The 21,691-nt window shown below is 69.9% G+C and carries 15 protein-coding genes and 3 pseudogenes; 12 read left to right on the top strand and 6 right to left on the bottom strand.

Annotated elements, in window-relative coordinates; all coding sequences use genetic code 11:
• Positions 1-804: 804 nt before the first annotated feature.
• From ACFW2Y_RS14285 to ACFW2Y_RS14270, 4 genes and pseudogenes are all read left to right on the top strand, one after another.
• Positions 805-4,629: an RHS repeat domain-containing protein gene (locus tag ACFW2Y_RS14285; protein WP_384877754.1), complete on the top strand. Its 3,825-nt coding sequence runs from the start codon at positions 805-807 to the stop codon at positions 4,627-4,629.
• Between the two features lie 65 nt (positions 4,630-4,694).
• Entirely contained in the window at positions 4,695-5,039 is a 345-nt protein-coding gene (locus ACFW2Y_RS14280) for a hypothetical protein (protein ID WP_384877737.1), read from the top strand.
• A gap of 261 nt (positions 5,040-5,300) precedes the next feature.
• Positions 5,301-6,032 (top strand): annotated as a pseudogene (locus ACFW2Y_RS14275) (IS701 family transposase); the annotation flags it as partial.
• A 338-nt stretch (positions 6,033-6,370) separates the two neighbouring features.
• Entirely contained in the window at positions 6,371-6,568 is a 198-nt protein-coding gene (locus ACFW2Y_RS14270) for a hypothetical protein (RefSeq protein ID WP_384877760.1), read from the top strand.
• Between the two features lie 216 nt (positions 6,569-6,784).
• On the opposite strand, the pseudogene ACFW2Y_RS14265 reads toward ACFW2Y_RS14270, so the two are convergent.
• Positions 6,785-8,275: pseudogene (locus tag ACFW2Y_RS14265) on the bottom strand (IS1380 family transposase).
• Between the two features lie 257 nt (positions 8,276-8,532).
• On the opposite strand from ACFW2Y_RS14265, the pseudogene ACFW2Y_RS14260 reads away from it, so the two are divergent.
• The 3 genes and pseudogenes from ACFW2Y_RS14260 to ACFW2Y_RS14250 all read left to right on the top strand — a co-directional run.
• Positions 8,533-8,859: pseudogene (locus tag ACFW2Y_RS14260) on the top strand (transposase); the annotation flags it as partial.
• A gap of 91 nt (positions 8,860-8,950) precedes the next feature.
• Entirely contained in the window at positions 8,951-9,190 is a 240-nt protein-coding gene (locus tag ACFW2Y_RS14255) for a hypothetical protein (RefSeq protein WP_384877757.1), read from the top strand.
• 402 nt (positions 9,191-9,592) lie between these two features.
• Complete coding sequence (locus ACFW2Y_RS14250; RefSeq protein WP_384877734.1) at positions 9,593-9,928, top strand: lysine transporter LysE; 336 nt, start codon at positions 9,593-9,595, stop codon at positions 9,926-9,928.
• Positions 9,929-9,963: 35 nt separating this feature from the next.
• Here ACFW2Y_RS14250 and ACFW2Y_RS14245 read toward each other — a convergent pair whose 3' ends face one another.
• Positions 9,964-11,175: an IS110 family transposase gene (locus ACFW2Y_RS14245; protein WP_384877731.1), complete on the bottom strand. Its 1,212-nt coding sequence runs from the start codon at positions 11,173-11,175 to the stop codon at positions 9,964-9,966.
• Between the two features lie 471 nt (positions 11,176-11,646).
• Here ACFW2Y_RS14245 and ACFW2Y_RS14240 point away from each other — a divergent pair, with 471 nt between their 5' ends.
• The gene (locus ACFW2Y_RS14240) at positions 11,647-12,864 is read left to right on the top strand and encodes a sensor histidine kinase (protein ID WP_384877728.1); all 1,218 of its coding nucleotides are present in this window, start codon (positions 11,647-11,649) and stop codon (positions 12,862-12,864) included.
• Positions 12,861-13,484, top strand: a complete 624-nt coding sequence (locus ACFW2Y_RS14235; protein WP_384877725.1) for a response regulator — start codon at positions 12,861-12,863, stop codon at positions 13,482-13,484. Before ACFW2Y_RS14240 ends, ACFW2Y_RS14235 begins: the two co-directional genes overlap by 4 nt.
• Before the next feature lie 66 nt (positions 13,485-13,550).
• Here the strand turns inward: ACFW2Y_RS14235 and ACFW2Y_RS14230 are convergent, their stop codons facing one another.
• Complete coding sequence (locus ACFW2Y_RS14230) at positions 13,551-13,865, bottom strand: DUF5955 family protein (RefSeq protein WP_384877722.1); 315 nt, start codon at positions 13,863-13,865, stop codon at positions 13,551-13,553.
• Positions 13,866-14,228: 363 nt separating this feature from the next.
• On the opposite strand from ACFW2Y_RS14230, the gene ACFW2Y_RS14225 reads away from it, so the two are divergent.
• From ACFW2Y_RS14225 to ACFW2Y_RS14215, 3 genes are all read left to right on the top strand, one after another.
• Positions 14,229-14,843, top strand: coding sequence for an NTP transferase domain-containing protein (locus ACFW2Y_RS14225; RefSeq protein ID WP_384877719.1), 615 nt, complete (start codon positions 14,229-14,231; stop codon positions 14,841-14,843).
• Positions 14,844-15,067: 224 nt separating this feature from the next.
• On the top strand, positions 15,068-16,690 hold the full coding sequence (gene aceB / locus ACFW2Y_RS14220) for a malate synthase A (RefSeq protein WP_384877716.1): 1,623 nt from the start codon (positions 15,068-15,070) through the stop codon (positions 16,688-16,690).
• Between the two features lie 217 nt (positions 16,691-16,907).
• Positions 16,908-18,053 (top strand): GDSL-type esterase/lipase family protein, encoded by a 1,146-nt coding sequence (locus ACFW2Y_RS14215; protein WP_384877713.1) that lies wholly within the window; start codon positions 16,908-16,910, stop codon positions 18,051-18,053.
• Positions 18,054-18,125: 72 nt separating this feature from the next.
• On the opposite strand, the gene ACFW2Y_RS14210 is transcribed toward ACFW2Y_RS14215, so the two are convergent.
• From ACFW2Y_RS14210 to ACFW2Y_RS14200, 3 genes are all read right to left on the bottom strand, one after another.
• The gene (locus tag ACFW2Y_RS14210; RefSeq protein ID WP_384877710.1) at positions 18,126-19,913 is read right to left on the bottom strand and encodes a hypothetical protein; all 1,788 of its coding nucleotides are present in this window, start codon (positions 19,911-19,913) and stop codon (positions 18,126-18,128) included.
• 50 nt (positions 19,914-19,963) lie between these two features.
• The gene (locus ACFW2Y_RS14205; RefSeq protein WP_384877707.1) at positions 19,964-21,064 is read right to left on the bottom strand and encodes a hypothetical protein; all 1,101 of its coding nucleotides are present in this window, start codon (positions 21,062-21,064) and stop codon (positions 19,964-19,966) included.
• 166 nt (positions 21,065-21,230) lie between these two features.
• The gene (locus tag ACFW2Y_RS14200; protein ID WP_384877704.1) at positions 21,231-21,542 is read right to left on the bottom strand and encodes a hypothetical protein; all 312 of its coding nucleotides are present in this window, start codon (positions 21,540-21,542) and stop codon (positions 21,231-21,233) included.
• Positions 21,543-21,691 lie beyond the last annotated feature (149 nt).

The raw sequence follows: 21,691 nt of genomic DNA, 5'->3' as shown, positions 1-21,691 counted from the left end.
GCCACCAACTGGCCGGACGTCCCGTACGACCTGTACTGCAAGGACGGCTCCACCGAGTGCAAGGACAAGTACTCACCCACCTTCTGGACCCGTAAACGCCTGACCACCATCAGCACCAAAGTCCTCACCGGCGGCGCATACAAGGACGTCGACACATGGACCCTCGCCCAGGACTTCCCCGCCTCCGGCGACGGCATCTCCACCCCCATGTGGCTGAAGTCCATCCAGCGCACCGGGAATGCCAACGGCACCGCGACCCTTCCTCCGGTCACCTTCGCAGGTGAACAGAGAGCCAACCGAGTGGACGGACTCGGCGACGGACTCGCGCCCTTCATCCGCCTCCGCCTCTACCAGATCACCACAGAAGCCGGAGGCACCATCGGCATCACCTACTCCCAGCCCGACTGCACCGCCACCACCCTGCCACCCGCCGACGGCACCAACACCACCCTCTGCTACCCGGTGAAATGGGCTTACGAGGGCGAAACCGCCAAGCAGGACTGGTTCAACAAATACGTCGTCACCCAGGTCGTCGAAGGCGACAACCTCGCCGAGTCCCCTGACAAGGTCACCACGTACACCTACCTCGGCGGCGCCGCCTGGGCCAAAAACACCGACGAGTTCACCAAGGCGGAGAACCGAGTTCACTCCGTAGCCCGTGGCTACGAGCGGATCCAGACCCGCAGCGGCGCCGCGGAAGACGGGAGGACTCTGCAGGAGAAGCGCTTCTTCCGTGGGATCGACGGCGCCGCTGTGAAGGACTCGGCCGGTATATCGGTCACCGACCGCGTGCAGTTCGCCGGCATGGTCCGGGAGAGCATCACCTACAACGGCGACGACACGAACAAGCTCGTCTCCGCCACCTCGTACACCCCATGGCGCTCGGCCGCAGGCAACACGCGTACACGCACCGGTCTGCCCGACCTCGTCTCGTACAAGACCGGCACGGAAAAGGAGTCGACACGCACCACGGTCACGGGTGGTACACGCACGACCGAGACAACCCGCCGCTTCGACAGCTACGGCATGGTCGACCAGATTTCCGAAACCGGTGACACCGCCAAGAACGGTGACGAGAGATGCACCACGACCAACTACGCCCGTGGCACCGGTTCCATCGTCGACAGGGTCAGCCGGGTCGAGGTAGTGGCCGTCCCCTGCGGTGACACGGTGTCCCGCCCCGGTGACGTCATCGACGACATCCGCTCGTACTACGACGGAGGCGCGTTCGACGCGGCGCCCACCAGGGGTCTGGTCACAAAGAAAGAGAAGATCAACGGCTCGGGCACCGGATACTCCACCGTCTCGTCCACTCCCGTAGCGGACTTCGACATCTACGGCCGCGCACTGAGCATCAGCGACGCCTACGGAAAGGTGACCCGCACGGCGTACACACCGCCCACCGGCGAGGTACCGACGCAGACCGTGGTCACCAACCCCAAGGGCCACACAGTCACCACCACGTTGGAGCCGTTGCGCGGACAGCCCACCCAGGTCGCCGACGCCAACGGCAAGATCAGCACCACGGCGTACGACGCTCTCGGCCGCCTCGTCAAGGTCTGGAAGCCGACCCGCTCGGCCCTCACCTACCCCGACTCGCCCAACATGGTGTTCGAGTACCTCGTGCGCAATGACGGCCCTGTCGTCGTGACCACGAAGTCCCTGACGCATGACTCCCAGTACACCGTCTCCTACTCCTTCCACGACGGCTTGCTGCGTGACAGACAGACCCAGAAGGAGTCCCCGGACCGCGCCGGCCGCCTGGTCAGCGAGTCTTTCTACGACACCCACGGCCGGGTCTGGCGCAGCTCCGGCACCTATTTCGCCACCGGAGCGCCCGAGCCCGTACTGATCACCGGTCAGGAGCTGAAGTACCCGGCGTCCACCGACACCGAGTTCGACGGCGCGGGACGCGTCACCGCCGTCATCGCCAAGAGGTTCGGCGATGAGACGAAGCGCAGCACCACCGTCCACACCGGTGACACGACCACTCTGATTCCGCCCCTCGGTGGCATCGCCAGCACCACAGTCGTCGATGCTCTCGGCCGTACGACCGAGGTGCGGCAGTACACGGATGCGGCACGGACAACAGCGCAGATCACCAAGCACGTATACAACAAGCTCGGGAGACTGGCCGAGGTCATCGACCCGTCCGGCGCCAAGTGGACGTACACGTACGACGTCCGCGGCCGTCAGGTCGAAACACTCGATCCGGACAAGGGGCTCGTCAAGAGCACCTTTGACAACGGCGACCGAATCACGGACGTGCTCGACGCACGTGGCGTGGCACTGCACACCGACTTCGACGAACTGGGTCGTCGGACCTCCCTGAAGAAGGGCACGACGACCCTCGCCACATGGGAGTACGACACCGTCGCCAAGGGGCAGGTGTCCAAGTCCATCCGCTACGTGGACGGCAACGCCTACGAGTCGGCGGTCACCTTCTACAACAGCGTCTACCAGCCGGTGGTCACCCAGACCACCATCCCGGCCTCCGAAGGCGCGCTGGCCGGCACGTACAAGTGGATCACCAGCTACAACCTCAACACCGGCCAGCCGATGTGGACACAGCATCCCGCCATCGGCGGACTGCCGTCGGAGAAGGTCGCCAACACCTACACCCCCGTCACAGGTCTGCTCAATACGGTGGGCGCCGGTACCGACCCGCTGGTCAACGCGACCACCTACGATCACTACGGCCGCCAGATCATCCGGAAGTTCGGTGAATTCGGCCGGACTGTGACGAACGCGCACACGTACGACGACCACACCGGCGCGCTGACAGACAGCTACCTGGACCGCGAGCTCGCACCACAGCGCATCGAGGACGCACACTACACGTACGACCCGGCCGGCAACGTGACGTCCATCGCCACCTCGTACGGCCAGGACGCCGCTCGTACGACGGACACCCAGTGCTTCGACCTGGACGCCCTGCGCCGCCTGACCGAGGCATGGACCGACAAGAACGCGGCGTGCTCCTCCGCACCCTCGGACTCCGTGGTCGGTGGAGAGGACCCGTACTGGACCTCCTACACGTACGACGCCGTCGGCAACCGCAAGACCGAGACCCAGCACAGCACAGACGTGGGTACGGGCACGGGTGCGAACACCCTGCGCACCTACTCCGCTCCGACGACGGGCAAGCACGACCTGCCCAAGGTCACGCAGACCGGCACCAACAGTCACGAAGTGGTCTTCACCTATGACGAATCGGGAAACACACACACCCGCAAGCTCGGCACCGCCGCGACGGAGACCTTCGACTGGAACGACGAGGGGCACCTCGCGTCGGTGAGGGAGGGCACGATCGAGAAGGCCGCCTACCTGTACGACACCGACGGGCAGCGCGTCATCGCGCGCGAGGCCACAGGTACGACGCTCTACCTCTCGTACGGCACCGAGCTGCACCTGAGCAAGAGCGGCACCGTCACCGGAACCCGCTCGTACACGGCCGACGGCCGGACCGTGGCCTTCCGAACCGGCACGAAGCTCACCTTCTCCTTCGGTGACCACCACGGCACCGGCACCACGCAGGTGACCGCCGACGCCACCCAGAGCGTCACCCGGCGCAAGACCTCTCCCTTCGGAGCGGCCCGTGGCACCCAGCCCACCGACTGGACCGGCGGCAAGGGGTTCGTCGGCGGGACCAACGATGAGGTCACGCTGCTCGTCCACCTGGGCGCGCGCGAGTACGACCCGAGCACCGGCCGTTTCATCAGCGTCGACCCCGAGATCGACCTGAACGATCCACAGCAGTCGCAGGGCTACACCTACGGCAACAACAATCCCGCCACCAATGGCGACCCGACTGGGCGCATGCTGATGGAGTGCTGGGAGGGCCTGATCGAGTGCAAGGGCGGAATGCCCGTGACGGACGACAAGCCCAAGGACCCGGATCCGCCGGTCGACGACAAGGTCGCTGAAGCCACGGATGCCGGCTGGGGGACTCAGCCGACCGGATCGGTCCGGAAGAAGTTCAATGTCGGAAAGGGTCCCAACCGGGGAATCATCCGCCTCACGTTCTACATTCATACGCGGGAGGCGGCTATGGGGATGCTGCTGGGTGACGACCGTGAGGCATCGCTCGATCCCCATGCGCCGTATCGCATGTCGCTTTTCTGGAACACCGAGTCGGGCGAATGCAGCTTCACCATCACCGCATCCAATACCCCTCCTAGAAAGGAACACGTGGGTAACGGGATGGGACTCACCGGCTGGGCTCGGACTCCCGCAAAGCCGGGAAAGATGATCCCCGCCAACCCACTGAAGGTCGGTGGCTGGCCCGGCGACACCTGGGGTGGGGACAGCGTACTGAACTACGAAAACCTCGGGCACAAAACGACCCCGGAGCAGCTGGACCTGGGAGTGCACGCCGTTAACAGCCTCATCAACTTCTGGTCCGTCGACAACGACATCAAGATCCAGGCCACGCGAACCTCTGTCAGTGTGAGCCGAAAGGGCGATGCCTATCCAGATATGGAAGTGGTGCAGTACCGTGCCAATCAGGGACCACGCGTGATCGCCACGGACGGAATGGCAAGTCCACGAGGATTGGATTCGGCACCCTTTTGGGGCAAGAAGATCGACAAGACATGGACGGACGGAACATGCGTCAAGGGGTGTTGATGCGAGAGGAGAGAAGGGACGGTCCTGGCATGGTCCGGGTGCTGGGGAGAGTCGGGCGATGCGTCTTGACGTACGTGCTCCTGCACACCGTGACGTGGGTCGTGATCGCCGCCGCCGTCCCCTGGCCTGACTCGTTCGCCGAGATCATGTCGGCCGGCTTCGGCATGCTGGCGGTCATCGGGATTCCGACCCTGCTCCTGGCGGTCATTGCCGGACTGGCGCACAGAAACATGGCCGTCACCCACTTCCGGACCGCACTGGCTTTCCCCATGGCTTTCTTCGCCCTACCGCTGGCAGGGGCTTCGATTGCCGAGCCACTGATTCTGCAGTTCGTGGCTCAGATCGCGTTCGCCGCGTTTCTGATGCCGGCGCCGCTCATTCCCGAGAACTGGGAAAAGCGCGCGCCGTAGCCCAGGCGCTCGACAGCTGAAAGGACGATGCCCCGGCAGGGTTTCCTGCCGGGACATCGTCGTACCTTGCCCCACATGCCGGAGCAGGGACCTGCCGATCAATAACTCTTCGGCTTTCGTGGGCTTTTGGGCGGCTGAGCGAGGTTGTTTGGGGCCGTGTCGGTCGGTGGGCATGGTGAGGGCCCGACGCGGTGGTCGGGTTCTCCAAGTACTACAGCCGGAGATCTTGTGACCGTGTCCCGTCATGCTCGTTGACCGGGCATGATGACGGATGTGACGGCTGAGCAGATAGCCGGGTGGGACGGGGAACTGTCTGAGCTGACCGGTTCGTTGGGACGTTTGTTCAATCGACCCGAGCCGCGGGTGGTGTTCACGCAGTACGTCGAGGGGTTGCTGGCGAAGCTGCCGAAGAAGAGCGGGTGGACGCTGGCGGAGCGGGCCGGGCACGTGACACCGGACCGGATGCAGTGGCTGCCCAACGGCTCGGTCTGGGATGCCGACCGGCTACGGGACGAGGTCCGCAGCTACCTGGTGAAACACCTCGGTGAACCGGAGGCGTCACTGGTCATCGACGATACCCAGGCGCAGAAGAAGGGCACCAAGTCCGTCGGGGTGGCCTTCCAGCACTGCGGGCTGACCGGTGATGTCCGCAACTGCCAGACCATGGTCATGCTCACCTACGCCGCCGAGAAGGGGCACGCGTTCATCGACCGCCGCCTCTACCTGCCCGAGAACTGGACCGCAGATCGCGAGCGGTGCCGCTAGGCCGGCATCCCCGACGACGTCGCCTTCGCCACCAAACCGGAACTGGCCGTGGCGATGCTGAAGGACGCGCTCGCCGCCGGCATCCCGTTCGGCTGGGTCCTGGCGGACGCCGGTTACGGACGCGATCCCGGCCTGCGCGGCTTCTGTCACCGCCGGACCCTTCCCTATGTCCTGGCCGTCCCCGTCGACCTGCCGCTCGCCGGACCACCCGGCAAGCCCCGCCAGCCCGCGGTGAAAAGAGCGGAGGACCTGCTGCACTACGCCAAGGTCCGTGACCAGTGGGAACGCCGTTCCCTGGGCGACGGCGCGAAGGGCGAGCGCCTCTACGACTTCACCGCCTTCGACGTGGCCGTAACCGGCGAAGCCTCGGCCTGCGGCTTCGCGCACTGGCTGGTCCTGCGCGGGTCCCTGCACCCCAACCGGCGCGGCAAGGATGGCGAACTCCACCGGGAGATCGCCTACTTCCTGGTCCACGCTCCGCTCGGCACCCCCCCCTCACAGAGATCATCACCCGGGCCGAGGGACGGTGGCGGATCGAGGAAGACAACGAGATCAACAAGCAGCTCGTGGGCTTCGACCAGTACCAGGTCCGCAAGTGGACCCCGTGGCACCGGCACATCACCGCCTGCATGCTCGCCACCGCGTTCCTCACCGTCCAGCACGCCGTCCTCACCGATCCCGAACCTGAAACCGGCTCCTCGGCCGCGAGCCCGGCAGACCCGGGAAAAGCCCTGGTCAACGGCGAGAGCGAGAGCACCGACTGATCCCCGGACCACTCCTGCGGCCCTCGGCCCACGCCATCTGGCACTGCCTCGCCGCCACCCGCCTCAACCCCCACCATCCCGTCGAAATCGTCCTGGCCTGCGACTTCTGGCGCCGCCGCCACCAGACCCGCGCCACCGTCAGCCACTACCGGCGCCGCGGCGACCCCCTCCCGCAACACCTACGAGCCTGGACCACCCACCAGCCGACCCCACCGATCAGCGACCCTCAAGATCTCCGGCTGTAGTACAAGGTCCTTGAGTCGAGGGTGGGCGGGGGACGGCGGGGCGGGGTAGTGCGGCCAGGCGGTGGAATGCGGCCGTGAGTTCATGTCGCCAGGGCCAGGTCGCCGACATCCGAAGGTAGAGGCGGCGGCCGCCCCGGGTGAGGCGGGCGGCTACGCGCAGGATCCGGTAGCGGAGTTTCTTAGGTCCGGCGGTCGCGAGTTCGCCGTCCAGGAGGAGGACGCGGGTCCGGGCGAGGAGGTCGATCGCGGCGGGGCTGAGTTCGAGCCAGGCGGCGTTGACCGGGAAGCGGCGGGAGGGGAAGCGGCCGAAGACAGTGGTCTTGGCGCACCGCATGTGGTCCTCGACGGTGGCGTGTTGGCGGTCGCGGAGATCCAGGAACTGGGCCGAGCCGGAGGTGATGGGGGTGCCGGTGAGGAAGACCTGGTGCCGCAGGCCCTCGTCCTGGTCGAACAGCGAGAGTTGTGCTCCGAGGTGGGGTCATTCGCGGCGGACGATGATGCGGGTGCCGACCGGGTAGCCGGCGAGGTCGACCGTTCCGGTCAGTTCGGCGACCTCGGCGGACTCGCGGAGCGTGCCGTCCTGGTCCAGGGCGGGGTGCCAGACCTGTTCGGGCATGGCTCGGATCGCGCGCCGGACCGGCTCGGCGACCGCGTGTCCGACCGAGAAGAAGGTGCGGATTACGCGTGTTCGCAGGTCGCGGACGTGGGTGAGGAAGGCTTTCGCGGATCCGGCCCTGTCGGTGCGGACGAGGATGTCGGTGCCGGGCCGGTGGGCGTCGGGGATCTGGGCGAGAGCGTCGTCCAGGACCGTGATGTGATCCGCGGCCGTGTTGGCTCCGGCGTTGCCGGGCCGAAGGCGCCCGGACAGGCCCTCGCCCGTGTTGACCAGGAAACACAGCAGGGGGTGGAGGCCGAAGCCGCCCTTGTAGGTGGGTGCGGCTCGATCCTTCTCGGAATGGCAGGTGATCAGCGTGGCGTCGCGGTCCAGGACCAGTCCGGGCAGTGCACGTCCCCCAGCCTGGGCTGCGGGTATGCCCTCGCCCTGGTCGGCGGACTGCGGCCAGGCCACCTCTCGGGCTCGGGCGCGGGCTGACCACAGCCGGTCCGGTACCCGTTCGTCGATGGCGACCAGCAGTCACCAGGCCGTCGGCGTGGAGGCGACCGGGCCGAACACCTCGCCCTGGCCCCGCAGCACGGCCAGTTCCGTGATCGCCTCGCCTCCGTCGGCGAGCATCACCGCGAGGTCGGTGGCGATCCGGCCCGGATCATGCCCGATCCCGCGTGGCCGAAGCGGCCTGCGCGCAGTGGAGTACGCGCTGGTCAGCCCGATGTTACCAGCAAGATCAGGCGGCAACCGGGCCCCGGCGTGGCCCACCACCCCGGCACCGTCGGCGGAAACACGGAGCTTGGGACGCGAACCGACACCCTGCGCGTAGAAAGTGACTTCCGTCTGGACCGGCAGAAGCCCTGGACAAGGTTCATCGTCCCAGTTCAGAGCAATGCCAGTGAGTTTGCAAGTCCGTGCAGGTCAGGCACGTGATGGTGTGGGGTTTGGGCGGGAATACCTCCTGGTGACGTTGGGTGATCCGTCACTTCTGGTGATGTGTCAGCGGGAGCCGGGACACGGCAACGGAGTTCCCGATAGGACAGAGGGTCGACCAAGATCCGACTGTCCGTGAGGGAACTCCGTTGCTGTCCGACGGCTCCTACCTGTCCATCATGAGAACGCCCGCGGAGAACGTCCGGCACGGTCAGGCCCACGCGGCCGGACGCACCTTGCAGCAGCCTCCCCGAGGACACCCGGTGCGGATCATCGAGTACACCGTGACCATCCGCCCACAGGCCGGCCTGCCCCGCACCGAGACGTTCCGGCTGGTCACCAGCCTGCTGGATCCCAAGCTGGCCCCGGCCCGCCAGCTGGCGACGGCCTACCATCAGCGGTGGGAGATCGAAAACGGGTTCGCGGAACCGAAAAACCGCCTGCGCGGCGCCGGATTCATCCTGCGCTCCAGGGCACCCGAGCTGATCTGCCAGGAGATCTACGCCCTCCTCACTGTCTACCGGGCACTGCGCACCGCAGACGCGCGCGGCCGAGCACGGCGGCACCGATCCCGACCGGATCTCCTTCACCGTCACCGTGCAACTCGCCCGGCTGGCCGTCGCCGCTCAAGCCGCAGCCGACGCGACCGTGTTGGACTCCACACGCCACGAGGTCATCACCGAGCTCCTGGCCGCCCTCCTCCCGACCCGCCGCCACCGACAGTGCCAGCGCGTCAAGAAGCCGTCCAAGAACACCTTCGAGGTCAGAAAACGCGACCAGCCCCGCACTCGCAGTAACGCCCACTACACACTCAGAGTCACCAAGCACCCCACCTGACCTGCACGGACTCGCTAACTCACCGGTATTGCAGCTCAGAGGTCGCTTTCGCGTTCCCGCCCATGATCCGGACGGACTCCGGGTGAAATCCCAGGGCCAGCGCCACCGGGCGCGATGGACGTCCGGTCCACTTTCAGAGGGGCAAGGGGCCGCATCAGGAGCACGCTCCGCCCGGTACGGGCTGGCAGGGTTGCTCGATGACCTGGGGTCGATGTCGTTGCCCTTCCCCCAGTCGGACGAAGCCTCTCTGCCGGCTGGGGGGTGCCTCTATGTCCTTCGTCAAGGTGTGACCGTGTGCCGCAGTCGGCGACTCTTGAGTACCCCGGCAACCATTCCGGCTCGGCGGGGGTCCTCCGTACCAGGCCCCCGCTCGGGGCCATCGACGCAAGAGGGAGGAGCGTCATGGGGGTCCGCAGGGCAGCGAAAGGCGTCGGCGACTTCCTGGTCGAGACGCTGGGAGAAGTCGTCGCCGAGGTGATCCTCAGCCTGCTTGCCTGTGCCCTGCTCGGCTGCCTGGCTCTGATCGCCTACCTGAGCTGGTCCCTCAGCCCGCGCTTCGCCATCGCGGGGGCTGGGCTGCTCAGCATCCTCCTCGCCCACGGCGCCTGGCAGACCTTCCGCACTCCCGCGAAGGGGCGCCGCCGGGGCCTCGCAGCCCTGACCGCTGTCGGTTTCACTGTGACCGCCATGACGGCCCTCTTCCTGCTGCTCTACTCCACAGGATGCGACTGCCTGTGAGGCCGTTTGGTTCAGCTACGCAAGTCCGAGGCCGGTCATACGGTAGCTGTTTCGGGAACGCGTGACTCGTAGAAGGTGCCGTCGCGGAGCATGGCGAACAGGACGCTGATGCGTTGGCGGGCGAGGCGGAGGAGGGCCTGGGTGTGGGTCTTGCCGCGGGCGCGTTGCTTGTCGTAGTAGGTGCGGGAGGCCGGGTCGGCGTTCATGCAGGCGAAGGCGGAGAGAAACATCGCCCGTTTGAGCTGCCGGTTGCCGCCTCGGGGTGCGTGTTCGCCATGGATCGAGGTCCCGGACTGCTTCGTGGCTGGGGCGAGGCCGGCGTAGGAGGCGAGGTGGGCGGCGGTGGGGAAGCTGGTGCCGTCGCCGACGGTGACCAGGAGGACGGCGGCGGTCCTGACGCCGACACCGGGCATCGACGTCAGGACCGGGGAAAGAGGGTGTGCCTCCAGCAGGGCGTTGATCTGGGCTTCCATCGCCCGGCGCTGGGTGTGGACAGCGGCCAGCGAGGCGGCCAGGGAGGGGATGACGATGTCGAGGGTGCCGGTCCCGGGAACGACGACGGTCTGCTCGTCGAGCGCGTTGAAGACGTCGTCGATCAGCCGGGTGGCCATGCGCGGGGCCTTTGGACGGATCAGCTCCACGAGTCTGCGGCGGCCGGCTTTACGCAGGGCGGCTGGGGAACCGTAGCGCTCCAGCAGCCAGGTGACGGCCTGGTGGTCCAGGCGCGGGCCCAGGACGCGTTCCAGGCTGGGGTGGAACTGGGTGAGCAGGCCGCGTATCCGGTTGGAGGTGCGGGTGGCCTCGGCGGCCAGGTCCTGGTCGAAGCCGACGAGCACGGTCAGCTCGGCGGTGATCTGGTCGGTCAGCTCCAGCGAGCGCAGGGTGTGCGGCATGGTGCGGGCGGCGTCCGCGATGACGGCGGCGTCCTTGGCGTCGGTCTTGGCCTCGCCGGGGTAGAGGTCGGCGATCCGGCGCATCGCCAGTCCGGGCAGGTAGGCGACCTGGCAGCCCGCTTCGCGGGCGACGGTCAGTGGCAGGGCGCCGATGGAGGCGGGCTGGTCCACGATCACCAGCACGGTGCCGAACTTCGCGGTCAGCTTGTCGAAGACGGCCCGCAGCTTGGGCTCGCTGTTGGGCAGCTGCTTGTCGAAGACCTTCTTCCCGCCCGGGGTGAGCCCATGACCGTGATGGCTGCTCTTGCCGACGTCCAGGCCCAGGAACACGCCCACGTCTTCGATCTCGAACATCGTGCCCCTTCCCAGGGGGTGTTGACGGTGCCGGCCTCGGCTCGGGTGTCGTGCTCGCGCATCCACGTTATGCAGACCTGCCGCCCGCGAACTGTCCAGCATTGCGCCGGACCGGACGGTGGCCGGACCTCTGATCAGCGTCTCCGACGAACACCCCCGGACCCGGTGACACCACCCCCCAGGTCATGCCTTCGACAGGGGGACACAGTCATGCCGGGCCCGGAGGCCAGCGGCCCCATTGCGGAGCCGCAGAAAACATAACGGGGGGAGCGTGGCTACCTTCATGGCTACGTACGTAGCCGTGCGGTCCCGTTCGAACCGGTGTGGACCGGGGGCCGGGTAAGCCCGCAGCCTTGGAGAGAAGGGCATCCGACCAGCAAGATCGCTGCTCACGAGGCCGAGCGGCAGGTGATGACAATCAAACTTTCGGTTGAGTCCGGACGGCCATGCGCTGTCTACGCTGGAGGGGACATGGATCCGCGTTCCCTCACCCCCGCCCTGCGCGTCCTGCGCCTCTGCCTGCACCTCCTCATGGCGGGTCTGCTCGTCCTCGCCGCGGCGCGGGCCAGTTCGACCGTCGGAACCGTGATGGCGCTGGTCACGGGTGCGGTCTACGCGGCCGGCTCGTACCTGCCGTCCGTGCGGAGTTCCCCGCGGGCCGCCGCCGTCTGGCTGGCCGTCCTCGGTGCCTCCTGGCTCGGACTGCTCTGGCTCACCCCCGAAGCGCTCTGGCTGGCCTTCCCCCTGTACTTCCTCCAGCTGCACCTGCTGCCCGCGCGCTGGTCGCTGCCGGCCGTGGTGGTGACCGCGGGGGCGGCGATCCTCTCGTACGTGGGGCACGGCGCCCCGCTCAACCCGGGGGTCTTCATCGGACCGCTGCTCGGCGCGGCGGTCGCGGTGGCGACGGTCCTCGGCTACCAGGCGCTGTACCGGGAGAACGAGCGGCGGCGCCGGCTCATCGAAGAGTTGATCGAGACGCGGGCGGAGCTGGCCGCGGCGGAGCGGCACGCGGGAACCCTCGCCGAGCGGGAGCGGCTGGCGCGCGAGATCCACGACACCCTGGCGCAAGGCCTGTCGTCGATCCAACTGCTGCTGCGCGCTGCCGAGCGGGCACTGCCGCCGGCCTCCCCCGCCGCCGTCCACATCGGCCGGGCGCGGGAGGCCGCCCAGGACAACCTGGCGGAGGCACGACGCTTCGTCCGGGCCCTCTCGCCACCGGACCTGGAGCGCGGTTCCCTGGCTGCGGCCCTGGAGCGGCTGTGCGCGCCGGGCGGCAGCGCGGCCCCGCGCGATCCGAGCACCAGCGGGGTGGGCCCGTACGGCCTGGGTGACGGGCCGCGGGTCCGCTTCTCGGTGAGCGGCACACCCGTCGAGCTGCCCACCCCGTACGAAGTGGCGCTGCTGCGGATCGCGCAGTCGGCGCTGGCCAACACGGTGCGGCACGCCTCCGCCTCGCGGGCGGAGATCACCCTGTCGTTCATGGACGCGTCGGTCACCCTGGACGTGGTCGACGACGGCGTCGGCTTCGACCCCGCATCCGTGCGCCCCTCCTCCGACGGCGGTTTCGGGCTGCCGGCGATGCGCTCGCGCGCGGAGTCGCTGGGCGGCACCTTCACCGTCGAGTCGGCGCCCGGACAGGGCACCGCCGTCGCCGTCTCCCTCCCCCTTCCCACCGGAGCTTCCGCATGACCATCAGACTGCTCCTCGCCGACGACCATCCGGTGGTGCGGGCGGGCCTGCGCGCCGTCCTCGACACCGAGCCCGATTTCGCCGTGGTCGCCGAAGCCGCCACCGCCGAGCGTGCGGTGGAGCTGGCCGCCGGCGGGGGCGTGGACGTGGTGCTGATGGACCTGCAGTTCGGTGCGGGGATGCACGGTTCGGAGGCGACGGCGGCGATCACGGCGTCGGGCGGACCGAAGGTGTTGGTCCTGACGACCTACGACACGGATGCTGACATCCTGGCGGCGGTGGAGGCGGGCGCCTCCGGGTACCTCCTGAAGGACGCACCGCCGGAGGAGTTGGCGGCTGCGGTCAGGACGGCGGCGGCCGGGCAGTCCGCCCTCGCGCCGGCCGTGGCGCACCGGCTGATGGACCGGATGCGGACCCCGGCCCAGGCACTGACCAAGCGGGAGCTGGAGGTGCTCCAGTTGGTGGGCGAGGGACTATCGAACCAGCAGATCAGCAAGGCGCTGTTCCTGTCCCAGGCGACCGTGAAGTCCCATCTGGTGCACATCTTCGCGAAGCTGGGCGTGGACTCGCGCACGGCGGCCGTGGCGGCGGCAACGGCACGCCGACTGATCCGACGGTAGCCGGTCGCGGCCTCGGGCCGTCGACGCGGGACGGCGGTCCGTCCGCCACCTCCCGGGTCGGAACGCCTAGGGAGGGGGCGGGGGGCCGAAGAGCTCGACGGCGCGGCGGACCGCCGCGAGACCGCCGGCGAGCGCGCTGACGGAGCCGACCGAGCCCGCCACGAGCAACAGGGAACGGCGCAGCCGTCGCACTTCGGGCTCGCCGCTCAGCGCCATGGCGTCGAGTGCGGCGAGTTCCTCCTCGGCGATCCCCCGGTCGGCGAAATCGGTCCGGAGCGCGGCCAGTTCTCGGCGGAGCCGGGACACTGCGAAGCGCAGTTCGGCCACCCTGGGGTCCATGCCCTCGCCGGTCACTCGCCTCTGCCCCACGCTTCGCAACATGGTTCTCCCCCTCGCACGACGCCGTGCGCAGAACTCCACTCCGAACGCTCCGAGCGGACCCGCCGTGCGGGCGGTCGGCGCCGCGAGTCGCCGCCAGTTAACTCCTCCGCCCCCCGCCGCGCCAGCCTTGGCGGACGGAATTCAGCTGATCTGGCGAGGAGTCGGCCGACCCTCCCCCCTCCCGGCGCGGACGACCACGGATCCCGCTGCACGCACGGCTCGGAAGCCCCGCCCGGACCCGCGGTCACACAGGGATCCGCGGGCCCGGACGGACCGCCGTCAACGTCCGACGGACGGGTGCCCGTCCCTCCCTCCCGGGCACGGCCGGGGCGTCCCCGGACGGCCGTGAGGTATGCAGTCCCCATGACAACAGCGCATGAGCGACCCCCCGTCGTCGCAGGACTGCTCCTCGCCGCCGGAGGCGGAAGGCGGCTCGGAGGACGACCCAAGGCCCTGCTCACCCATCGGGGGCGCCCCCTGGTGGAGCACGCGGTGGGGGTCCTGCGGGAGGCCGGGTGCGAGGTCGTGCACGTGGTGCTCGGCGCGTCGGTCGCTGCGGTGCGGGAGCGGGCCGGACTGGCGGGCTGCGTCCTGGTGGAGAACCCCGAGTGGGCGGAGGGGATGGGCTCCTCGCTGCGGGCCGGGCTCGGCTCGCTGGCCGACGATCCGCACGGCGTGGACGCGGCGCTCGTGCTCCTGGTCGACCAGCCGGGGATCGGGGCGGAGGCCGTGGCGCGCGTGCGGGCGGCGTACGAGTCGCGGAGCACCCTGGCGGCGGCCTCGTACGACGGGCAGCGGGGCCATCCGGTGTTGTTCGGCGCCGCGCACTGGGCGGGGGTCGCGGTTTCGGCGGTGGGCGATCGGGGCGCACGGGACTATCTGGCGGCGCACCGGGATGCGATCACCCCGGTGGACTGTTCGGATGTGGCCGAGCCCTATGACATCGACACGGAGGCGGACCTGTCCCACCTGGAGTGAAGCCGCTGGCACTCAGCGCCATGTTCTGTCGATCCTGAGAATCTCGACATCAACAAACCATTGAACTTCCACCATGAGGAAACTACTATCCACTGTTCAGAAGCCCTGCTCGCCCAGAGGGCACTCGCGGCCGTATCTCGGCACCGTGGCACTCCGTGCCGCCCCGTAGCGCCCGGCGGCCGCCTGGCACCGCCCGTGAAGTCCGCCGAAGGAAGTGACAGTTCATGTCCGCACCAGCGCCGTCCAGCCTGGCCGTCGTCGACGCCGAGCCCCTCCCCCGCCAGGAAGAGGTGCTCACCGAGGCCGCTCTGGCCTTCGTCGCCGAACTGCACCGGCGGTTCACCCCGCGCCGGGACGAACTCCTCGCCCGGCGGGCGGAGCGCCGCGCCGAGATCGCCCGCACCTCCACCCTGGACTTCCTCCCGGAGACCGCCGCGATCCGCGCCGACGACTCCTGGAGGGTCGCCCCGGCCCCGGCCGCGCTGAACGACCGCCGGGTCGAGATCACCGGTCCGACCGACCGCAAGATGACCATCAACGCGCTCAACTCCGGTGCGAAGGTCTGGCTCGCCGACTTCGAGGACGCCTCCGCGCCGACCTGGGAGAACGTGATCCTGGGTCAGGTGAACCTGATCGACGCCTACACCCGGAACATCGACTTCACCGATCCCAAGTCGGGCAAGTCGTACGCCCTCAAGCCGGCCGAGCAGCTCGCCACGGTCGTCATGCGACCGCGCGGCTGGCACCTGGAGGAGCGGCACCTCACCGTCGACGGGCGCCAGGTGCCCGGCGCGCTCGTCGACTTCGGCCTCTACTTCTTCCACAACGCCCAGCGCCTGATCGACCTCGGCAAGGGCCCGTACTTCTACCTCCCGAAGACGGAGTCGCACCTGGAGGCCCGCCTCTGGAACGACGTCTTCGTCTTCGCCCAGGACTACGTCGGCGTCCCGCAGGGCACCGTCCGCGCCACGGTCCTCATCGAGACCATCACGGCGGCGTACGAGATGGAGGAGATCCTCTACGAACTGCGCGACCACGCCGCCGGACTCAACGCGGGCCGCTGGGACTACCTCTTCTCGATCGTCAAGAACTTCCGCGACGGCGGCGCCAAGTTCGTCCTGCCGGACCGGAACGCGGTCACGATGACGGCCCCCTTCATGCGCGCGTACACCGAACTCCTCGTGCGCACCTGCCACAAGCGCGGCGCGCACGCGATCGGCGGCATGGCGGCCTTCATCCCGTCCCGCAAGGACGCCGAGGTCAACAAGGTCGCGTTCGAGAAGGTCAAGGCGGACAAGGAGCGCGAGGCGAACGACGGCTTCGACGGCTCCTGGGTCGCCCACCCCGACCTGGTCCCGATCGCCATGGCCTGCTTCGACGCCGTCCTCGGCGAGAAGCCGAACCAGAAGGACCGCCTGCGCGAGGACGTCTCGGTGGCCCCCGGCGACCTCATCGCGATCGACTCGCTCGACGCCCGCCCCACCTACGACGGCCTGCGCAACGCGGTCCAGGTCGGCATCCGCTACATCGAGGCGTGGCTGCGCGGCCTCGGCGCCGTCGCCATCTTCAACCTGATGGAGGACGCCGCCACCGCCGAGATCTCCCGCTCCCAGATCTGGCAGTGGATCAATGCCGGCGTGGTCTTCGAGAACGGCGAGACCGCCACTCCCGAGCTGGCCCGCAAGGTCGCCGCCGAGGAGCTGGCCGCCATCCGCGACGAGATCGGCGAGGACGCCTTCACGGCGGGCCGGTGGCAACAGGCGCACGACCTGCTGCTGCACGTCTCCCTCGACGCGGACTACGCGGACTTCCTGACCCTGCCCGCATACGAGCAGCTGGTCGGCTGACCGCCCCCTCCGCACAGGCCCCGTCCCCGGTGAACGCACAGCTCCGGGGGGCGGGGCCTCGTCATGGCCGGTTTCTTGCGCCTGTCGGGCCACAGGGGACGTAACCCAACCGAAACATGCAGCTACCTAGCGGTAACAAGCCACGACGTGCGAGATTCCGCCATGCCACCGGCCGGCGGCTGTCCCCCACGTCACTGCACACCGCAGGAGCACAGCCATGCCTTCGATCCCCCACCGCGCGCTGCGCGCACTCCTGGCACTGTGTACGGCCGCCGGGCTCGCCGCCGTGGCGGCCCCACCCGCCCATGCCTCCCCCGACAACGGCCCCACCGCCGTCGTCGCCATGGGCGACAGCTACATCTCCGGCGAGGCCGGGCGCTGGCTGGGTAACAGCCTCACCAACTCCGGCAGCCGCAACGGCACCGACCGGGCCTGGACGGGCAGCGGTTACGACCCCTCCCGGGTCTACGGCACCACCGCGGGCGGCTGCCACCGTTCGGACACCGCCGAGGTCAAGAGCGCCGGACCGATCGCCGACTCCCTGATCAACCTGGCCTGCTCCGGGGCGACCACCAAGAACGTCTTCCGCGCCTCCCAGGGCGGGGTGGCCTTCAAGGGCGAGGCGCCCCAGGCCGACCAGCTCGCCGCCGTCGCCGCCTCGCACGACGTCGAACTGATCGCGCTGTCCATCGGCGGCAATGACCTCGGCTTCGCCGACGTCATCACGACCTGCGCGACCGACTACATCATCTGGTACTCGTACTGCCACGACGACCAGCAGGTCGCGGTCGACGCGAAGATCGACCGCGTGATGTCCGACGTCGGACGGTCCGTCGACGAGATCCGGGCGGTCATGGCCGGCGCCGGGTACGCCGCGTCCGACTACCGGATCGTCCTGCAGTCCTACCCCTCTCCGATCCCCCGCGCCTCCGAGAACCGCTACGTCGAGAGCGGCTGGTCGCGCACCAGCACCGGCGGCTGCCCCTTCTGGAACGCCGACTCCACCTGGGCCCGCGACTCCCTGGTCCCCCAGATCGCCAACCGCCTGAAGGGCGTCGCAACGGCCAAGGGCGTGCAGTTCCTCGACCTGCGGGACGCGCTCCAGGGCCGCGAGGTCTGCGCGAAGGCGAGCCGCCAGGTGACGGCCACGGCTCCGCCGTCGGGGGCGACGAGCGAGTGGGCGCGCTGGATCGACAGCCAGAGCACCCAGGGCCTGGTGCAGGAGTCCATGCACCCCAACGCCTACGGGCAGCAGGCCCTCGGTCGCTGTCTGGCCCTGGTCCAGGCCCGCCCGACGGGACACCAGAGCTGCCGGAACACGGCCGGGGCGGGACCGTCGGGCATGTACCTCACGGCGGGCTGACCCCCCGGCTCCTCCACGGCGGGATGACGCCCGCCGTGGAGAAGCGTGGAAGGACGCTGCGGGGCGCGGAGGTCACGGGAGGGTGATGCCCAGCGGGCGGAGCACCCGCTCGGTCTCGTGGCGGTCCGCCGCCGCCATCGCCCGGACCAGGGCCGCGGAGCCGCCCGGCCAGTCCGCCGCCGCCGCGTCGAAGGCGGCCCGACGGGATTCCAGGGGCCCCTTCTTCGCGGGCAGGGCGTCGAGCACGTGCAGGGCCCGGGCGGAAGCGCGCACCTGGATCGGGTCCGCCGGCTCGCCCCGCCGGCGCAGCGCCTCATGGGCGTAGGCGCCGACCACGGGGTCGCGCAGGGCGCTCCGCAGGGCCTCGGGCGGTGCGCCGGCCGTGTCGAGGGCGGCGAAGAGCCCCCGGGTGGCAGCCGCATCGGAGGTTCCCGCGTGGACGGTGCCGAGGGCGGCGAGCAGTCGGGACCAGGCGTCCGTGGTGTCCCCGTGCGCGCGGAGCCAATCGGCGAGCACGCGCACGGCGACCGACGCGGACCAGCCGCTGGCCGCGGCGACCAGGTCCGGGGCGGCCCAGGCGGTGAGCCCTCCGGCGTCGGGCGCGGTGACCCCGCGCACGGCGAGCAGGTAGCGCACGACGCCCGCGCCGCGCGGGGTGAGTCCGAAGGCGTCCCCGCTGCGAAAGACGAGGCCGGTCGCGGCCAGGCGGTCGACGACCGCGGCGAGGTCACGGGCCGGCCGTTCGAGCCGGACCCGGTCGGCCTCGTTCAACTCCACCAGCCCCAGCAGACGCACGAGCTCCGGCAGGGGTGGAAGGACGTACGGTCCGCTCGCCCCGTCCGGCACCGGTGCGGGCAGGTCCTCCAGGTCCGGATCGACGGCCCAGTCCTCGTATTCGGCCGCCCTGCGGGCGATGGACTCCGGGGCGCAGCCGCGCTGGTAGAGCGCGTACAGCAGGTGCGGTGCCTCGCCCCCGTAGGGCTCGAACTCCTCCTCCGCGAGCTCCTCGACGGCGGTGATGAGGGCGTCCGCGTCCTCCTCCACGGGCCCGTCCTCGATCGCGGGCGGCGGAGGGACGGGGACGGCGGGGTCCCCGTAGTAGTCGAGGTGCTCGTCGAGGAGGGCGTCGGCCAGCACGAGGTGGGGGAAGGCGTCGGGACCCGGGGCGAAGCGCGCGTAGGGGCCGGCCAGCTGCTCGGCGAGGCCGGCTGCGGTCCAGCGGTCCTGGAGCGCCGCGGCGAGCCGTCCGATGCCGGTCGCCACGGCGTGGTCGGTGAGCAGCGGCCCGGCGGCCGGAGGCTTCTCGGCGTCCCTCACGTACGCCCGGGTGAGCGCCTCGGCCAGCAGGACGTCGGCGAGGGCCGTCCGCCCCATGAGGTGGGCGCGGCGCACGCCGTCGGGAAGGGGCGCGCCGTCGAGGGCGGCGAGCCGACGGCGCACGTCCTCCGGGTCGTCGAGGTCGGTGCCGCAGGTCCGCAGCAGCGAGGCGTACCAGCGGTGCCAGGTGAGGTTGCCGGGGTCGTTCATGGCGCGCTCGAAGTCGGGCGCCGACTCGGCGACGGCCAGGGCGATCCGCTCCCGCCGTCCGCCGTCGAACCGTGCCGCGAGCGCCCCGAGGACGGTCGGGTAGGCGGCGAGGTGGCCGGGTGGCGCGTACACGAAGGTCGGCAGGTCCTCCACCAGGAGTTGCCGCACGAGGCCGGGCGTCGGCTCGGGCACCCCCGTCGTCCGGTCGGCTCCGCGCAGCGCGAGGAGCCCCAGGACGACTTCGGCGGCCCGCACGAAGGCGGGGTCACGATGCTCGGACGCTCCGTCGAGGAGGCTGTCGAGCCCGATGTTGGTGAGGACGGTCTCGGCCACGCTTCCCAGGGTAGTTCCGGGGGAGCGGATCCGGCGGGCAAGGCAGGGGGTCAGGAGTGTCGCCGCAGTTCGCGGGCGACGTGCGTCAGGTGCTGGGCGTGGCCGGCGCAGATCCAGGCGTCGGGGTGGCCGGTGCCCAGCGGGCCGCTGCCGTCGGCGCAGGCGCTGAGCCAGCGGTCCCCCGCGCTGTATCCGGCTCCCCTGAAGTCCGGGGAGCCGACGATCTCACGGGCGAGCCGCCGGACCGTGACGTGGTGGTCGGTCCCTGCCGGCACCTCGCCCACGAGGAAGGTGCGTGCGGTGGTGTAGCGCAGGGCTCCGCGGAAGGGGACCCGTCCCGTGTCGGAGACCCGGTCGGCGCTCGTCGGGTCGTGCGCTCCGTAGTCGCCGTGGACGGGGTGGGTTCCGTGCCGGCCGACCGCCCGGCGGAGCAGGTCGGGAAGGAACCGGTCGGTCCGGTACGTCTCGGCCAGGGGCGCTCCGTAGCCCCGGGGGTGGGTCCGGGGAAAGGCCCCGGAGAGCAGTACGACGGTGCGCCAGGGGTGGAGGGGGGCAAGGGCGTTCAGGGCACGGAGCGCCGTGCGGCAGGGGCCCCGGTGGTCCTCGTCGACCGCTCCCAGGTCGAGCAGGAGGTCCACCGGGCACCGTGCGAACGCGATCCGTTCGAGCAGGGAGCCGACGGCGTCCCGGAGCCGCCCGTGCAGGAGGGCCTCCGGGGGCACCCGGAGGCCGAGGCCGTTCCCGCTCGCGCGGGCGACCTCGGCACTCGCCTCCTGTTGCCGGACGTCCCGTTCGACGCCCGTCACCGGCCGGAGCGGGGTGCGCGCCAGGAGGCTCCGGAACTCCGCGAGCAGGTGTCGCGGCTCGCCCTCTGCATGGCGGGCGTCCACCCAGGCGGGTCGACCGCACTGCACGCCCACCATCCGGTGCAGGGCGGTGCGCAGGTGTCCGACGGGGGCGAGCGGGTCGGGATCGGGACGGTGAGGCGCCCCCTTCTCCCGCGTGCGGGCCCCGCCGACGTGGGGCGGGACGGTCCAGAGCGGCGTGACGACGGCCCGGACGTCCGGTGTCAACGCGCCGTAGGCCGCGAGGCCGCTCGGGCGCGCGGGCAGCGCGGGTACGTACATCGGACCGGACATCGGCTCGGACATCGGTGCCCCCTACTGCCTGTCGCATCTCCTGTTCGCAGGGTGAGGGACCGTCACGCCCTGCGAAAGGATGCGATTCCGGCCAAGAGCAGGGGAGTTCAGCGCATCACCACCGTCCGCGGAGCGGAGAAGTCGCCCCGGGTTCCGTCCGGGAGTCGGGCACGGAGGGTCACGACGTGGCGGGTGCTCGGGGGGCCTGGACCGCGAAGCCGTGGCCGGCGCGGCCGGTGGGAGGATCGGCGCCCCACACGACGGTGGTGGCGAAGCGGCCGTTGAGGTGGAGCTCGTGGTGGGTGACCGGCGCTCCCGCCCTCGGCGGGGTCCAGGTGGGGCTGATCTCGCCGGGCGCCGTCGCGACGGCGACACCTTCGGGGGCGGTGACTCCGGTGGATGCGGTGGGTGCGGTGGGCGGCCCGGTGTCCTGCGGGACGGGGGCCACGAGCGCCGAGCAGGCGGCGACGGCGCACACGCGGGTGGTCAACGGGCTTGCGGAAAGTGGGCGTTGCACGATCCAACCTCCCCCCCAAGGAAGGTCCAGACCCATGTCACACAAGGGGTGACGGTCCGACAAGGGGGCGGTGTCAGTGGGGTGCGCTTCACTGAAAGCATCACTCTCCGTAGTCGAATCAG

This window comes from Streptomyces sp. NPDC058877, assembly GCF_042742855.1.
Lineage (GTDB): Bacteria > Actinomycetota > Actinomycetes > Streptomycetales > Streptomycetaceae > Streptomyces.
Note: the sequence above shows the minus strand (reverse complement) of the source record. Positions and strands in the feature narration are given on the sequence as shown.

Excerpts from the sequence above, each read along its gene's own strand:
- aceB (WP_384877716.1), top strand. The coding sequence starts at position 15,068 with ATGTCCGCACCAGCGCCGTCCAGCCTGGCCGTCGTCGACGCCGAGCCC.
- ACFW2Y_RS14285 (WP_384877754.1), top strand. The coding sequence starts at position 805 with ATGGTCCGGGAGAGCATCACCTACAACGGCGACGACACGAACAAGCTC.
- ACFW2Y_RS14250 (WP_384877734.1), top strand. The coding sequence starts at position 9,593 with ATGGGGGTCCGCAGGGCAGCGAAAGGCGTCGGCGACTTCCTGGTCGAG.
- ACFW2Y_RS14245 (WP_384877731.1), bottom strand. The coding sequence starts at position 11,175 with ATGTTCGAGATCGAAGACGTGGGCGTGTTCCTGGGCCTGGACGTCGGC.
- ACFW2Y_RS14205 (WP_384877707.1), bottom strand. The coding sequence starts at position 21,064 with ATGTCCGAGCCGATGTCCGGTCCGATGTACGTACCCGCGCTGCCCGCG.
- ACFW2Y_RS14215 (WP_384877713.1), top strand. The coding sequence starts at position 16,908 with ATGCCTTCGATCCCCCACCGCGCGCTGCGCGCACTCCTGGCACTGTGT.
- ACFW2Y_RS14240 (WP_384877728.1), top strand. The coding sequence starts at position 11,647 with ATGGATCCGCGTTCCCTCACCCCCGCCCTGCGCGTCCTGCGCCTCTGC.
- ACFW2Y_RS14235 (WP_384877725.1), top strand. The coding sequence starts at position 12,861 with ATGACCATCAGACTGCTCCTCGCCGACGACCATCCGGTGGTGCGGGCG.
- ACFW2Y_RS14230 (WP_384877722.1), bottom strand. The coding sequence starts at position 13,865 with ATGTTGCGAAGCGTGGGGCAGAGGCGAGTGACCGGCGAGGGCATGGAC.
- ACFW2Y_RS14225 (WP_384877719.1), top strand. The coding sequence starts at position 14,229 with ATGACAACAGCGCATGAGCGACCCCCCGTCGTCGCAGGACTGCTCCTC.